Source organism: uncultured Finegoldia sp., from assembly GCF_947252345.1.
GTDB lineage: Bacteria > Bacillota > Clostridia > Tissierellales > Peptoniphilaceae > Finegoldia.
The window spans coordinates 1-15,444 of sequence record NZ_CAMXVC010000036.1; the positions used below are offsets into that span (position 1 = coordinate 1).

A 15,444-nucleotide genomic window follows, 5' to 3' on the forward strand; every position below is an offset into this window, starting at 1 on the left:
AGATAAATCTTACAAATTATAGCAAAAAAAGAATAATAAATGATTTATATTTAAAAGGTATTGATAAAAAAATATATGAAAATTATTTGAATGAACATCTTGATTTTGATTTTGAATTAGAAAAAGCAGAACAAATTGTCAGCACAAAAATAAATTTATGGAAGCAAAAATACCAAGGCTATTTGCTAAAAAATAAAATTATTAATTTCCTTCTACAGAAGGGCTTTGATTATAATATCTCAAAAATAGTAAGTGATAAATTCTGATGTATTATCTATATATTTTAAAATGCGCAGACAATAGTTTGTATACAGGAATTACAAACAATCTAGAAAAAAGAATAAAAAATCATAACAAAGGAATAGCTAGTAAATACACTAGGGCAAGACTTCCTGTTGAATTTGTTTTTATAAAAGATATTGAAAATAAAAATGACGCTTTAAAAGAAGAAATAAAAACAAAAAAATTAACAAGAAAACAAAAAATTAAATTGATTAATTCAGATGAGAATAAAATAAAAGATTATATTTCAATTAAAAAAAGCTTAAGTTTTGAATAACTTAAGCTTTTGTTATTATAAATTGTTTTTTGCTAGCTCAACTAATTTAGCAAATTCTTTTTCATCTCTTACAGCCATATCTGCAAGAACTTTTCTGTTTAAATCTACTCCTGCTAATTTTAAGCCATGCATAAATTTGCTATAACTTAAATCATGCATTCTTGTAGCTGCATTGATTCTAGCAATCCAAAGTTTTCTAAAGTCTCTTTTTCTTCTTTTTCTTCCTACATAAGAATAAGCTAAAGATTTCATTACTGCTTGATTAGCAGTTTTAAATAATGTATGTTTTGAACCAAAATATCCTTTAGCTTGTTTTAATATTTTTTTGTGTCTTCTTCTAGTATTTACACCACGTTTAATTCTTGCCATCTATATTTCCCCCTCTAACTAAGGAATCATTTTATCGATTCTTTTCATATCTGCTTCGCTTACTGTAGTACCTTTTCTCAAGTTTCTAACTCTTTTTGCAGATTTCTTGCCTGTTAAGTGACTTGCATAAGCTTTGAATCTTCTTAACTTACCTGTACCAGTTCTTCTAAATCTCTTAGCAGAACCTCTATGTGTCTTCATTTTTGCCATATATATTCCCCCTCTAATTTTCTTTATCAGTCAAAGGACCCATAAACATAATCATCATTCTGCCTTCCATAGAAGGTTTCTTTTCTATTTGTCCTACATGTTTAGTCAATTCGTAAAATTTATCCAATACTTCTTTGCCCATATCTTTATGTCCAAGTTCCCTTCCTCTAAATCTAACAGAAACTTTAACTCTGTTATCATTTCCTAAAAACTTAGATGCCTGATTGGCCTTAACTTCCAAATCGTGAGTATCAATACTTGGCGAAAGTCTTATTTCTTTTACATTAATGACTTTTTGATTTTTCTTAGCTTCTTTTTCTTTTTTCAATGCATCATATTTAAACTTACCATAATCTAATATTTTGCATACTGGTGGCTTAGCGTTAGGAGCAACATTTACTAAATCTAAATGTTTATCATCTGCCATTTTTAAAGCTTCTTTGAGAGCTACTACTCCAATTTGTTCTCCCTCATCATCTATAAGCCTAACTTTAGCAGATCTAATCTCCTCATTAATCATTAAATCTTTTATACTATTCACCTCCAAATAAATAATGGCGGGTAGAAAATACCCGCCATAAATTAATAAACAAATTTAATTATAACCTTATGAATTTAAAATTATAAGGTGAGAGCGGATACCTCTACTTATTAACATCAATTATTCTATACTATCTTATACAATTTGTCAACTATTTTTTTCTAGAATTTACAACACTTATTAAAATATATGGTAAATTAAAATCTGAAGTATAAGCAATGTATTTATTTGACCAAGTTGGTTTAAATTTATCTTTGTAACTTCTTAATCCCTTAAAATTATATATGTTATTTTGTGAGTTGTAAATAATATTTAACATTTTTTCCTTTTTCTTAGAATATATTTTATCTCCTACTTTTGACAATGGGGCCATTCCTAAATAAAATTTTTCATAATTATTTTCTTGTGCCCACAAAATCAATTTTATGAAAATAAAATCCATAAGACCTTCATCTTTTGACCTTATATATCTCATCAAATCTATTGAAATGGTCTTTTGGTCATAAAACGGCTGTAAGTTTGCAAATGCGAGTAATTCATTTTCTTTGTATATACAAGCAATTTTCGTTCTTTTCAAATAATTTTCATCAAAAAATCCGAGACTAAATCCCATTTCATTTTTCCCTCCAAGCCAATTATCAGAAACTCTTTTCATATTTAAAAGTAAACTTTCACTTGGTTCTTCGACTTTGAACTGGAAATTCCCTTTATCAAAATTATTAATTACATGTCTCCACGTTCTATTTTTCTTGCCTACTAGCGAAAATTCTGTTAAATCTAGCGTTGCATCTTGTCCGACTTTAACAAATCTAAATCCTTGGTCACAATACAATTCAAGATTTTCTCCGTTTATTTCATAGAAACAAACATTCATATGATATTCGCTACAATAATTTATGAACTCATCAATCGCCTCTACAAAATTTTCTTTTACTCCTATTGGGTCTCCCAAAACAATTACGCTATTATTTACAGGTCTGTACATAATCATTACAGTTTTTATTTTATTAAAATATACATTTTTATCATTCAAAAAAACTAAATGACTGAACTCATTCCCACCGTAGTTGTTCAAAAATTCTGAAATAGTTTGAAAATCTTCATCTGTTAATTTTTTAAATTCTATTTTTTTAGTTCTAGTATATTGTGATATATATGAAATCAACAAAATAATCAATATATAAAAAACTATTAATTTTTTGTTTTCTATTAAATAATGTAGTGAATATTTTTTAGTTGACGTCAAGAAATTTACTTTTGCAGCTGTATTGCTAATGAAAATAAATAGAACACTTACTATCGTTATTTTCATTATTGTATGATAAAAATCCTTAAATTCAAATTTTATGGCACTATCTGTGAAACCATCTTTTAAAATGTAAATTACTATTGCCAAAGTGAAGGTTATAATAGATTCTTCTACATCCAATCCTTTTAAAATTGTCGAAAAAACTGATATCCATAATACAAATTCTGTAATATAGAAAACTTTTCTAACAGATTTTTTTATTCCCGGTGCAAGCATTATGAGTAACCCACCTGATGTTAGAGTTATCAATTTTGCAAATAGCATTACATCTTTTTTCACAAATCTTCGTAATATCTTAATTCTCATAAGAATTGAAGGTGTCGCAACACTAAGACATAATATAATTCCCACTACCAGAGTAATGATTGACAAAATTTTAAAAGCAAATTGTTTATTATTGCCATCTACATATGAATCATTATATATCTTTCTCAAAATCATTGCCAATGAAATCAGCCAAGGGATAATTACAGATATTATTCTGTATAATAAAATAAACATAATTGAAGCTTGAGGCTCTATTAAATGACTTAATAAGTGAATAGCGAGCAAATCAGATACTATAAGTCCACTAGGTGCTAAACTTATTAGCCCAATTACCTGACTGACGCAATATATCAAAATTAATTGTTGGTAGTTTATATCTGTAAATCTTTTTATAAAATATACGAACAATGAAATATAGCAAATATTAACAAAGAGTTCGTATACAAAAATTGAAGTTTTTTCTTTATTTGTAAAATCATCAAAAGATATGAAGTTTAAATAAGAATTTTGCTTTTTATAATATAAAAAACAAACACCAACAAAAATAAAAATCAAGTACAATAAAAACAATGTCCATTGTGGTTTTACAGTAAAAATAACAAATATGCTAATCAAACTTAACGCTAAAAAATGAGCAAAATTTATTAAATATTTTTTGTTTTCAAAATTTTCATCATCTAAAAATTTTGAATCTACTCCTTTTATCCAAACAAATTTTCTAAGAGACTCAAAAATCCAATTTGATTTTAATTTTGCCTTGTCGATTTTTCCATCAACAATAAAATGCGACATCATTGATATGAAAAATATTAGCATCCCCAAAAAAGTAATTTCTATTTTCTGAAAAGAACTTATTAAAATTTTGTAGTTAAATATTTGATTATTTAAAATAAAATTGTTTTTTACAATATAGAAAACTATAAGAGTAAAAATTATAGTGTACGAAATCTTGATGTATTTTAGTTTTTTATCCATTTTTCCCCCTTAAGATGATTTCTGCTCATCATATATTTGCTTGTAAAAACCTTCTTTTTTGATTAATTCAGTATGACAACCACTCTCTATTATTTTACCATTAGATAATGCGTATATTGTGTCTACATTTCTTATAGTGGATAATCTATGTGCAACGATTATAGTTGTTCTAGAAAATTTAAGTTTTTCTAATGGCTTCTGGATTATTTGTTCAGTTTCAGTGTCTATATTTGAAGTTGCTTCATCAAGTATCAATATTTTTGGATTTCTGATATATGCCCTTGCAAAAGAAATTAATTGTCTCTCCCCTTGAGATAAATTTATACCTTTTTCTTTTATTTGCTCATTTAATCCTCGCTTTATTAAAGTATCACATCCTAATTCGTTAAGGGCGTCAATTACATCTTCATCAGAATATTCTTTACCCAGTGTAATGTTGTTTTTTAGATTTGCTTCGAATAAAAAAGGTTCTTGTAATACTACAGCAAAATTTTCTCGTAAAAAATCTTCGTTTAAATCGTTGATATTTTGTCCATCTATCAGTATCTCCCCTTTTCTTACATCGTAAAATTTCAGTATTAAATTCAATATTGTAGACTTACCGCTGCCTGTCGTTCCAACGAAAGCCGCACTTGAACCCTTTGGAATTGTAAATGATACGTTTTTCAAAACATCAACTTTGTCATAAGCAAAGTATACATTTCTAAATTCAATATTTCCTTCGACTTTCAGCAAATTTCCTTCAGCTTTTTTTGTTTTTTCAAATTTCATTACGTCGAAAATATGAGATGCAGATGCGTATGCTTGTTCCATATCGCCAAATCTTGTTACTATTACGCTTATATTAGAAAATATTTTAGAAGTGTAATCGATTATAACATAAATTCCGCCAATAGTAACTGGATAACTTTTTGTAATTTGTCCATACCCAAAATAAAACAGAATTATAACAGTAGACAATAATCCTATAATATCTATGGCTCGGTATCCTCCATAACTTCTTAATTTCGTAAGTTCTAAATTGTTCTCAAAAATCTCTACATTTAGCTTATTGAATTTATTTTCAATTGTTTTTTTAACGTTTAGAGCTTGTATTATCTCAATATTATTGATATTTTCATTGATATTTGCATTGATTTTGCTTACTAAGTGTCTAATTCTTTTATTATAATTTGCAGACTTGTATCTATAATCATAAAAAATAATAAAAACTAAGGGAAAAAGAATTAAAAGCATCGCTGATACTCTAATATTTGTTGCTATTAACATAAAATATACCGCTACTATCATTATTAAAGAGGTCAATATATCTGCAAGAATTAACTGAAACATAACTTTTAATCGCATAGTGTCATTTGTAATTCTCGAAACAATACTTCCCGCAGCTAAATTGTCAAAATATTCAATTGGAAGTTCATTAATATGCTTATAAATATCATTTTGTACAAAATATGTTATATTATTCGCTGCTAATTCAAAATAAATCATACACAAATTACTGAAAATTCCGCAGGCAACATAAATTACAAGATAAAGTAACAAATATAAAATAATCGTCGAGAAATTACCGACAATTTTACCCTTTGCTACAAATTCATTGAGCACAAATCCAATTACAATCGGCCCTATAATTTCCATAGATGTTCTCAATAATGAAAATATGAATCCTATTGTCAATTCTTTTGATTGCTTCATTGTATACATTTTCAATTTTTCTGATACAAATCTGCTTCTCAGTTTACTGTTCATATCTACCTCTCAATAATTGAACATTGTATTGTGTGTAATACCACTTTTTATTAGCCATCAATTCGCAATGAGTTCCTATTTCACTAATTCCCCCATTTTTTAATACAATTATCAAATCAAAATCATCAATTTGATTTAATCTATGAGTAGCTAATATAACAGTTTTATTCAATCTTTTTAGTTCTTTTAAAATATTTTTTTCAGTCTGAGTATCAAGAGCACTTAAACAATCGTCTAAAACAACTAAATTAGAATTTTTTAATAAAGCCCTTGCTATGGAGATTCTCTGTTTTTGTCCGCCTGATAATGATACCCCATTTTCACCACACAAAGTTTCAAAACCATCAGGAAAATTTACAATATCCTTGTAAATATCAGCGCTTTTTGAAGCGTTTAAAATCTCGTCATATGTTGCATTCTGATTAGACAGTTTTATGTTATTTTTTATAGTATCTGAAAAAATCATACTCTTTTGGGATACATAAGCTATGTTATCTCTTATCGACAGTAAATTAACCAAATTAGTAGCTTGTCCATTTATTTGAAATTCATCTTGCCTTGGATATAAAAACAATAACTGTTTTAGAATAGTTGATTTGCCTGACCCAGTTTTGCCTACAATTGCCACCCTCATATTTTTCTTTATTTCAAATGAAATATTTTTTAAAGAATAATCATTTGAATATGGATATTTGAATGAGTAATTCTGAAATTTAATACTATCTATTTCATCTACTTTCGCAAAATTTTCATTTAACTCCAAACTATCTTTATAATCCAATACTTTATCAATCCTATCCATAGAAGCATCTGCTTGTTGATAAACATTTATGAAATTACCCAAAGCATACATCGGCCAGATTAACATATTTAAATAATAAGTAAAGGATAGCAATTGGCCAACAGAAATTTCTTGTTTACTAATCAAAAATATTCCATACCCTATTGCTATTATAAAAGTTATTGCTGGAATAATTCTTTGAAAAGGTGCCATCATAGCTCTGTATCTTACTACGTCCATATTTGCTCTCACTAATTGTCTAGAACGTTCCTTAAAGGAATAATATCTAGTATTCTCAATTCCAAAGACACGAATAATTCTTATTCCTTCAATATCTTCAAGCACATTATTATTCAATTTATCAAAATTAGATTGAACCGCGTAAAATTTCTCATATATTTTTCTTCCTATTTTCAAGCATAAAAAGGCTAAAATCGGAAGTGGTAATATAGAAACTAACGTTAGTTTTACATCCACAACTACCATCATAATTATTATAATAAAGAGAGGAAATATTGTTGAATCAAATAATGTTAATGTTCCAAATCCCATCAAATCACTCAAACTATTTACATCTCCTGTCGCCCTATTCATTAATTCACCAGTTTTAAATGTTTGAAAATACTTCAAAGAAACGTTTAAAAACTTATTCATAAGTCTATTTCGTGTAACGTAGTTTATTTCATTTGATGCTCTGAAGGTAAAATAGCACCAACCCATTGCAAAAAAATATTTAACACAAATTACTAAAATATCAAGTAACAATATTAAAAGAAATGGCTTGAGTTCAATGGAATTATTTAAAAGTCTATCTGTCAATTTCCCAGTGATATATGGAGGAATTAATCCAACTACATCACTAAGCAAAAGAAAAGAAACCGCCAAAATCAATTTATTTTTGTAGTATTTTAAAAACCATAAAAACTTTTTGTACATTTCTCCTCCTATTATTAAAAATTTGCTCTGAGAAAATCAGAGCAATTTTTTTTATTTTTAATCCAATTAATTCTATTATATTATTTTCTATTTTTGTATTCGTCAACTAATTCAGCAATAAATTCGTCAGTATTTTTAGAACCTATATCTCCAATATCTCTTTTTCTAATTGATACAACATTGTTGTCTAGCTCATTTTGACCTAGTATTATTGAATAGTTAACTTTTTTCAATTGAGAATCTCTTATCTTTAATCCTATCTTTTCACTTCTATCATCAACTTTAGCTCTTAAGCCATTTGCTCTCATTTTCTTTTGTAATTCATAAGCATATTCATTAAATTTATCACTGATTGGAAGTATTTCCACTTGAACTGGTGATAACCACAATGGGAATTTTCCAGCAAAATGCTCGATAAGAATACCCATAAATCTTTCCTCACTACCTAAAATAGCTCTGTGAATCATAGCAGGTCTTTTTTTAGAGCCGTCACTTGCTATATATGTCATATCAAATCTTTCAGGCATTTGGAAATCTAATTGTATTGTACCACATTGCCAAGTTCTTCCGATTGCATCTTCTAAGTGAAAATCTATCTTAGGTCCATAGAATGCTCCGTCTCCTTCGTTGATTTTGAAAGGCAATCCCTTGTGTATTAATGCATTTTCCAAAGAGTTAATTGCCAAATCCCAGTCTTCATCAGAACCCATAGAATCTTCTGGACGTGTAGACAATTCAACCTCATATTTAAAACCAAATTTAGAGTAAATATAATCGCAGAAATCTATTATCTTCGAAACTTCTTCTTCAATTTGCTCAGGTAAACAGAATACGTGTGCATCGTCTTGTACGAATGTTCTAACCCTAAACAATCCATGTAAAGCTCCTGATAATTCGTGACGATGAACTTGTCCTAATTCTGCAACTTTTATAGGTAGTTCTCTATAACTGTGAAGTTCATCTTTGTAAATCAAGATAGAGCCTGGACAATTCATTGGCTTGATAGCATAATCATCACCATCTATTTTTGTGAAATACATATTTTCTTTGTAATGGTCCCAATGGCCGGATTGATGCCATAATTTTTCGTTCAAAATCAACGGAGTTTTGATTTGTCCATATCCTCTTTCTACAAGTTGCTCTTTTAAGAATTTTTCTAATTCATTAAGAACAACCATTCCATTTGGATGGAAGAATGGGAACCCTGGACCTTCTTCTTGAATTGAAAACAACCCCATTTCTTTACCTATTTTTCTGTGGTCTCTCTTCTTAGCTTCTTCCATTCTTTCAAGATATTCATCAAGCAATTTTTTCTTAGGAAATGATATACCATAAATTCTTTGAAGCATCTTATTGTTTTCGTCGCCTCTCCAGTATGCGCCTGCAATTGACAATAATTTAAATGCTTTAATATTTTTTACATCCAATAAATGAGGTCCTCTACAAAGATCGATAAATTCTCCCATTTCATACAATGTAATAGTTTCGTCTTTGTCAAAACCTTCTATTAAGTCTACCTTATAGTCTTGGTTTAATTTTTTGAATCTTTCGATTGCTTCATCTCTTGATATTTCAACCCTAATTAATTTTGGATTTTCTTTTACAATTTTTTTCATTTCAGCTTCAATTTTTTCTAAATCTTCTGGAACGAATTTATGAGATGTGTCTAAATCATAATAAAAACCTGCATCAATTGATGGACCTATTGCAAATTTTGTATTTGGATATAGTCGCTGTATTGCATATGCCATTAAATGTGACGAAGTATGCCAAAATACTTGTTTTCCTTCTTTATCATCAAACTTTACAAATTGTACTTCACAATCAGAATTAATTTTTTCCATTAATCCCATTGTCTTTCCGTCTACAATTGCTCCGACACAATCCCTTGCTAAACCCTCAGATATTGATTTACAAACATCCAATAAACTGATTTCACTTTCAAATTCTTTAACAGAACCGTCTTTCAATTTAACTTCAAACATAAATACCTCCTAATAAAAAAGAGACACCCATCCCCGATAGGGACAAGTGTCTCGTGGTTCCACCCTAATTTTTTCTCATTTAATAAAAGGCTCCAAATTAGTATTCGGCACAATGAGTTCTTAAGTAAAATCTCAGCCTATGTCTTACTCTCTCTTAAAGTTCTTTTATGCTTACTCGGATTTTTCATAGCCTCATTTTAAATTGTTTATGATTTCATCAAGCGATAATAATTTTTGCTCTCCACTTTTCATATCTCTCAAAGTGAATTTATTATGCTCAACTTCATCCTGTCCTATTATTATAACATATTTTACTGATAATTTGTCAGCATAATTAAATTTCTTTTTTAATTTATCATTTTCAAGATAACTCATACACTTTATAGATGACTTTCTCAAATCATTCATCAATTTTACTGCATTATTTTCAAAGCCTTCCATTGGAATTATAATACAATCCAAATTATACTTTTGATTTTGGATTAATCCCAACTCTTGTAGCTGATAAAACAATCTAGTCAGCCCAATGCTCATTCCAACTCCCGGAAGATTACTTTTTGTAAAATTGCTAGCTAAATTATCATATCTACCACCTGAACAAATTGAACCTATTTCTCGATAATCTTTTAAGAATGTTTCAAAAACAGAACCAGTGTAGTAGTCGAGTCCTCTCGTAATAGATAAGTTGATTTTAATATTGTCTTCGTTAACTCCTAGCGACAAAATATTTTCGTACACAAATTTCAATTCATAAAGTCCTATTGTAAATAACTCATCATCAATTTTTAATGATTCGAGTTTCTCGATAATTTCTTTATTATTTCCATTTATATTCAAAAACTTTAAAATGGCTTCAATTTTATTGTTATCTAAACATATTTTGCTTAGTTCTTCTTTTACAAGGTCTAATCCTATCTTGTCAAGTTTATCTATAATTCTTAAACATGATTCAAAATCTTTAATTCCTAAATAAGAAAAATATCCATTTAATAATTTTCTGTTATTGTAATGAAATTCAAAATCTGGAATATTTATCTTTTTTAAAGCTTCAAACATACATTTTACAATTTCTGCATCGTTAAAAAGGCTTAATTTTTCATGTCCAATAATATCTATATCGCACTGATAAAATTCTTTATATCTACCTTTTTGATTTCTTTCTCCTCTATAAACTTTTGCTATTTGATATCGTCTAAAAGGAAAAGCTATATCTTGCATATATAATGATACATATTTAGCTAATGGCACCGTTAAATCAAATCTAAGTCCTTGATTTTTTTTACTGCTATCTATTTTATATACTTGCTTGCTTGTTTCACCACCACCTTTTGACAACAATATGTCTAGTTTTTCAATTGCTGGCGTATCTATTCCAAAAAAAGAATTTTGTATAAACACATCTTCTATTTGTCTCTTAATTTTATCAAATACTAACTGTTCTTCAGGAAGAAGTTCCATCATTCCTGGTAATGTCGATGGTTGAATCATCATTTACCTCCAATATCATAAAATATCATTGAGCCATAATCTACAAACTCTTCGTCAGTAGGAGAATAATATTTAATGTTTTCTTTATCTAATATTTCCATAAGCTTTTGTTTGTATTTATAATTTGAAATATCTCCATAAAAAACTATGCCTAATTTTTTGCTGTAACCACAAGTTCCACCTATAAAACCACTATCATACCCTTCTAATTTTATATCTCCTGCTTCTATTAGGTATGAGTTTATTCCATTTTCTTTTGTCTTTTTTAATATCGCATTATCACTAGTAATCAAAAAATCATCTCCGACAATAGTTGAACATTTTGAATAACCTTGATTAACTCTAATAATTCTTTCATTTTTAAGTATCTTTAATATTTGTGGGTCAACTGATTTTGGATTGCAAACAAGGTAATTTTTTATAGAAAAATTATTTACCAGACAATCTCTTGGGTAAACACTGCTGCAATTAAGTTCCGTCATGTATAAATTAATGCCATTAGGTAAAAATGCTCTGTAATGGGAATAACATTCCTTTGTACAAATAAAAGATGAATCATTTATCATTCTAATCTGCATATCAACATGCTCTTTAATTTTTTCATCAATTATTTTGCTTTCGAGACTAAAAATAACGTTGTACCCAGCTTTTTTCAAAAATTCTACGAGTGATTTTGATGAATTTTTGTTGATTATTACAAATTCATTTGAATGACTGCTAAACAAATCATTTGAAATGGATAAGGTGTTGTCTTTTAAGTGTTCTTTTAATATTTCATCAAAAATAAAACCTTTAAATTTAAATATTATTATATCAAATATATTTGATTGTGCATAATCCACCAAAAACCTCAAAACTTTTAGTACAATATCGTTGTTAATTACATCAAAATAAATTTCATCAACGACTAGTTTCCTCTCCTCGAAATTTAAAACAAGATATCCAATAAATAAATCGTCTTTAAATATAACAAAATGATTTTTGAGATTCAATTTCTTGTAAAATGATTTGTAAATAGATTCGTAATTTTTCGCGAATGAATCATCAAATTTATTTTTAAATAAAGTATTATTTCTTATTTTATGCGTGAATTTAGTAATTTCATCCAAATATTCAGCTTTTAAACTATCGATAAAAATCATCTCATACTCCCTTGTTATATTAAAAAAAGGAAAGTTGTAAAAAACTTTCCCTTGGAGGCGACACCCAGATTTGAACTGGGGGTGAAGGTGTTGCAGACCTCTGCCTTACCACTTGGCTATGTCGCCATATGGAGCGGAAGACGAGACTCGAACTCGCGACCCTCGCCTTGGCAAGGCGATACTCTACCACTGAGCCACTTCCGCACATATATTGGTGCCCAGAGCCGGAATCGAACCAGCGACACAAGGATTTTCAGTCCTTTGCTCTACCGACTGAGCTATCTGGGCTTAATATATCAAACATTACTTTAATAGTATAAACGATTAAATTTGTTTTGTCAAATTTTTTGCAGCAATTTTATTTTATCAATTAAATCTACTTATACCTTTGCAAAACTCTGTCATTTAATCCATACCACAACGCATCTTCAATAGAATTGTTTAGAACAGTCTTTAATGTCTTTACAATTTTTTTATATAGATTCTCCAATTGCCACATATTCAAAAACTTTTCTTCGGAAATTACAATACTATTATTTATAGACATCATTATTAATTGTTTATCCATTTTTGTATTGATACTAAATATTTTTTCTTTCAAAATATTCTCGCAATAATTATCTATTATAGAATTCTGAACTTTAAATGCATTTGATCTGCTCTTTATTGAAGAAACCATTTTGTTTTTTATAAATCTCACGCTTCTGCTGTCAGAATAGTGTAAAAGAATTTCTGATTTTTTAATAGTTGAAGCAGGAATGTGTCTTAATGCAAAAAATTCGAGTTCATCACTTATATTTTTGTTATTGTAACCTTCAGTATAAGCTTGAAGATAATAAGTAAATTCGATTTTGTTTATATCTTCAGAAATCAAATCAAATATCGTTTTAATTATGTTTTCCCTGTCTTTTCTGTATGATAAATGATTGCTAAGTACATGGTCGATTTTATTCAAAGCACTGTATTTTACATAACAAGGCTGTACTTTATTTTCCTGTTGAACGATGTCTAGCATCAAGTATAAAGCTAATAAATCATCTTCAAATAAAAATTTTTTTTCAAGCTTTTTCTTTAGATTATTCATATTATAAGCTTTATACATATTACCCTACTCCTAATTTAGTTTAGAAAACAAAGGATTTTTCAATACATCGTTCAGTAGATAAAACTTCAATTGTTTCAAAAATAAAGGAAAAAATATTAAAATTTAACCCATACGCAAAATCCAAGTCCCTATCTTTACCTTCAGATTTATTGTATTCTTGTACGATATTTTCTATATAATCTTTTACCAATGTTTTCAATGTCACGTATTCATCATTATCAATAGAAATATTTTTATTTTTAATTATTTCTTTATTATATATATGATTTTGTGATAATTTGTTTAAAATTCTTTCGTATCTCAAATGCTCTTTCAAATGCTGATTACAAGTCCATCTTCTAGCGTGTGGAAGACATACGTAATCACTTAGATAATGACTTATTACTCCAAGTTTCGTACTTAAAATTTTGTTTTGTAGGGAATTTAATCTTTTCAAATCTGTAAATTGAAAAATATAAATTATTGTAATTATCTCTTTAACTACATAATTTATACTTTCTTCCTTGTAGTGCCTGATAAATTTGTATTTTGGTAAAATATCAGGACTAATGGCACCCCATTCAAGTTTTTTAAGATTCAAATGAATGCCATATTGATTTGTTATATCGCGATTAATTTCCCTCACAACTCTTTTATGAGTTTCTGGAAAAATATTGACCACTACCTTTCGTCAATCGACATAATAATATTTTAGAGTAAATCAATTTAAAAGTCAATGATTAAGATTTGCACATATACACCAAAAAATCGCTAATCCTCAACGATTGTTCGTCTATGACTTCATTAATCAAATTTACAAATTCACTAGAATATTTTTCTATAAGAAATGAATAGTCTATATTTAGAGATTGTATTTCAAATTTTTTCATCTCAATAAATACATTTGAAATTAAATTTTTAAAAACATTTTTATTGTCGTTTTCTAAATTTTCTGGCAAGTTTGCTAAGATTACATAATCAGAAGATATATTAAAAGCAGGAATAATAATACATTCACCTTTTTCTATGCCGCTAATTTTTGTTAGTGGCTCTAAAATTCTTTCACCGGCTTTTTCAACTAATTGTTTAGAATCATCTTCTAAAAGTGAATTTTCTATAAAATATAAAATTGCATCACTATGCAAGTCAAATATATTGCCTTTCACAAATCTTATATCCATAAAATCTACCTCTTCTTATTTACTATAATTTCAATATCCATTATAATACAACTTAGATAAAAAGTATATCGAAAGGACTCCAAGTATGAATATTGCAATTATTTGTGAATACAACCCAATGCATTTTGGGCACATTTATCAAATAAATCAAATAAAAAAAATATATCCCGATTGCAATATAATTGCCGTGATGAGTGGCAACGTTGTTCAAAGAGGCGAAATTTCTATTTTAAATAAAATTTATAAAACAAAAATGGCACTTGATAATTTAGTAGATTGTGTTGTTGAGATTCCTAGTGTGTTTTCATTGCAATCAGCTGAGAATTTCAGCTTATATTCTATAAAAATAGTGGACAAGCTCGGATGTGATTTTGTATCATTCGGCATAGAGTCTGCAATAAGCGATTTAATTTCTTATAAGGATTTCGTCGTCAATAATGAAGAAAATATCAAAAATTACATTAATCTCAACAAAACAAATTCTTTTAATAGAAATATCATTGATTTCGCACGAAGTAATTATGCAGATTTCTCTGAAGACATTTTTCAGTCAAATAACATATTGGCAGTCGAGTATATGAAAGCACTTGATAAGATTAATTCAAATTGCAAAATTCTTCCAATAAAAAGAATTAACAGTAGCTATAACTCTACAAATTTAGACAGCGTTTCTTTCAGTTCAAGTTCAATTAGAGCTAATATTGAATCAATTAAACAATTATGCGATAAAATACCAAATCAAACACTTCACTATTTGAAGAATAATATTTTGAAACCAAACGATAAAATTTTAGAGCTTTTGTTTTATAAACTAATTATGGAAAAATCAACTTTTTCAAAAATAACAGGTTTCGAAGTTGGTCTTGAT

At 28.0% G+C, this 15,444-nt stretch carries 15 protein-coding genes, 3 tRNA genes and 1 other annotated feature; of the genes, 3 read left to right on the forward strand and 15 right to left on the reverse strand.

The window, feature by feature from the left end; genetic code table 11:
• The coding region (locus Q0X02_RS07050; RefSeq protein ID WP_297813610.1) for a RecX family transcriptional regulator at positions 1-266 on the forward strand (266 nt) is incomplete at its 5' end.
• Positions 266-559 (forward strand): GIY-YIG nuclease family protein, encoded by a 294-nt coding sequence (locus tag Q0X02_RS07055; RefSeq protein WP_297813613.1) that lies wholly within the window; start codon positions 266-268, stop codon positions 557-559. The genes Q0X02_RS07050 and Q0X02_RS07055, both read left to right, overlap by 1 nt.
• Positions 560-574: 15 nt before the next feature.
• Here the strand turns inward: Q0X02_RS07055 and rplT are convergent, their stop codons facing one another.
• The 15 genes from rplT to Q0X02_RS07130 form a co-directional block, all read right to left on the reverse strand.
• Positions 575-928: a 50S ribosomal protein L20 gene (rplT, locus tag Q0X02_RS07060; protein ID WP_297813616.1), complete on the reverse strand. Its 354-nt coding sequence runs from the start codon at positions 926-928 to the stop codon at positions 575-577.
• 18 nt (positions 929-946) lie between these two features.
• Positions 947-1,138, reverse strand: a complete 192-nt coding sequence (gene rpmI, locus Q0X02_RS07065; RefSeq protein ID WP_297813619.1) for a 50S ribosomal protein L35 — start codon at positions 1,136-1,138, stop codon at positions 947-949.
• A 13-nt stretch (positions 1,139-1,151) separates the two neighbouring features.
• The gene (gene infC, locus Q0X02_RS07070) at positions 1,152-1,658 is read right to left on the reverse strand and encodes a translation initiation factor IF-3 (protein ID WP_297813651.1); all 507 of its coding nucleotides are present in this window, start codon (positions 1,656-1,658) and stop codon (positions 1,152-1,154) included.
• A 23-nt stretch (positions 1,659-1,681) separates the two neighbouring features.
• Positions 1,682-1,794 (reverse strand) — a sequence feature (ribosomal protein L20 leader region).
• Positions 1,795-1,830: 36 nt separating this feature from the next.
• Positions 1,831-4,230, reverse strand: coding sequence for a phosphatidylglycerol lysyltransferase domain-containing protein (locus Q0X02_RS07075; RefSeq protein WP_297813621.1), 2,400 nt, complete (start codon positions 4,228-4,230; stop codon positions 1,831-1,833).
• A 9-nt stretch (positions 4,231-4,239) separates the two neighbouring features.
• Positions 4,240-5,979 (reverse strand): ABC transporter ATP-binding protein, encoded by a 1,740-nt coding sequence (locus Q0X02_RS07080; RefSeq protein ID WP_297813624.1) that lies wholly within the window; start codon positions 5,977-5,979, stop codon positions 4,240-4,242.
• Positions 5,969-7,696: an ABC transporter ATP-binding protein gene (locus tag Q0X02_RS07085; RefSeq protein ID WP_297813627.1), complete on the reverse strand. Its 1,728-nt coding sequence runs from the start codon at positions 7,694-7,696 to the stop codon at positions 5,969-5,971. Before Q0X02_RS07085 ends, Q0X02_RS07080 begins: the two co-directional genes overlap by 11 nt.
• Positions 7,697-7,776: 80 nt before the next feature.
• Positions 7,777-9,681: a threonine--tRNA ligase gene (thrS, locus tag Q0X02_RS07090; protein WP_297813630.1), complete on the reverse strand. Its 1,905-nt coding sequence runs from the start codon at positions 9,679-9,681 to the stop codon at positions 7,777-7,779.
• A 192-nt stretch (positions 9,682-9,873) separates the two neighbouring features.
• Entirely contained in the window at positions 9,874-11,169 is a 1,296-nt protein-coding gene (gene hisS / locus Q0X02_RS07095; RefSeq protein ID WP_297813633.1) for a histidine--tRNA ligase, read from the reverse strand.
• Positions 11,169-12,311: a DUF6873 family GME fold protein gene (locus tag Q0X02_RS07100; RefSeq protein ID WP_297813636.1), complete on the reverse strand. Its 1,143-nt coding sequence runs from the start codon at positions 12,309-12,311 to the stop codon at positions 11,169-11,171. The genes hisS and Q0X02_RS07100 overlap by 1 nt, the downstream gene beginning before the upstream one ends.
• Before the next feature lie 52 nt (positions 12,312-12,363).
• A tRNA-Cys gene (locus Q0X02_RS07105) sits at positions 12,364-12,437 on the reverse strand.
• A 3-nt stretch (positions 12,438-12,440) separates the two neighbouring features.
• Positions 12,441-12,515 (reverse strand) — tRNA-Gly (locus Q0X02_RS07110).
• Between the two features lie 8 nt (positions 12,516-12,523).
• A tRNA-Phe gene (locus Q0X02_RS07115) sits at positions 12,524-12,599 on the reverse strand.
• An 88-nt stretch (positions 12,600-12,687) separates the two neighbouring features.
• Complete coding sequence (locus Q0X02_RS07120) at positions 12,688-13,413, reverse strand: hypothetical protein (RefSeq protein ID WP_297813638.1); 726 nt, start codon at positions 13,411-13,413, stop codon at positions 12,688-12,690.
• 22 nt (positions 13,414-13,435) lie between these two features.
• On the reverse strand, positions 13,436-14,077 hold the full coding sequence (locus Q0X02_RS07125; RefSeq protein ID WP_297813641.1) for a zinc dependent phospholipase C family protein: 642 nt from the start codon (positions 14,075-14,077) through the stop codon (positions 13,436-13,438).
• A 58-nt stretch (positions 14,078-14,135) separates the two neighbouring features.
• Positions 14,136-14,576, reverse strand: coding sequence for a hypothetical protein (locus Q0X02_RS07130; RefSeq protein ID WP_297813645.1), 441 nt, complete (start codon positions 14,574-14,576; stop codon positions 14,136-14,138).
• Positions 14,577-14,661: 85 nt separating this feature from the next.
• On the opposite strand from Q0X02_RS07130, the gene Q0X02_RS07135 reads away from it, so the two are divergent.
• Positions 14,662-15,444: nucleotidyltransferase family protein (locus tag Q0X02_RS07135; RefSeq protein WP_297813648.1), on the forward strand; the 783-nt coding region annotated here is incomplete at its 3' end.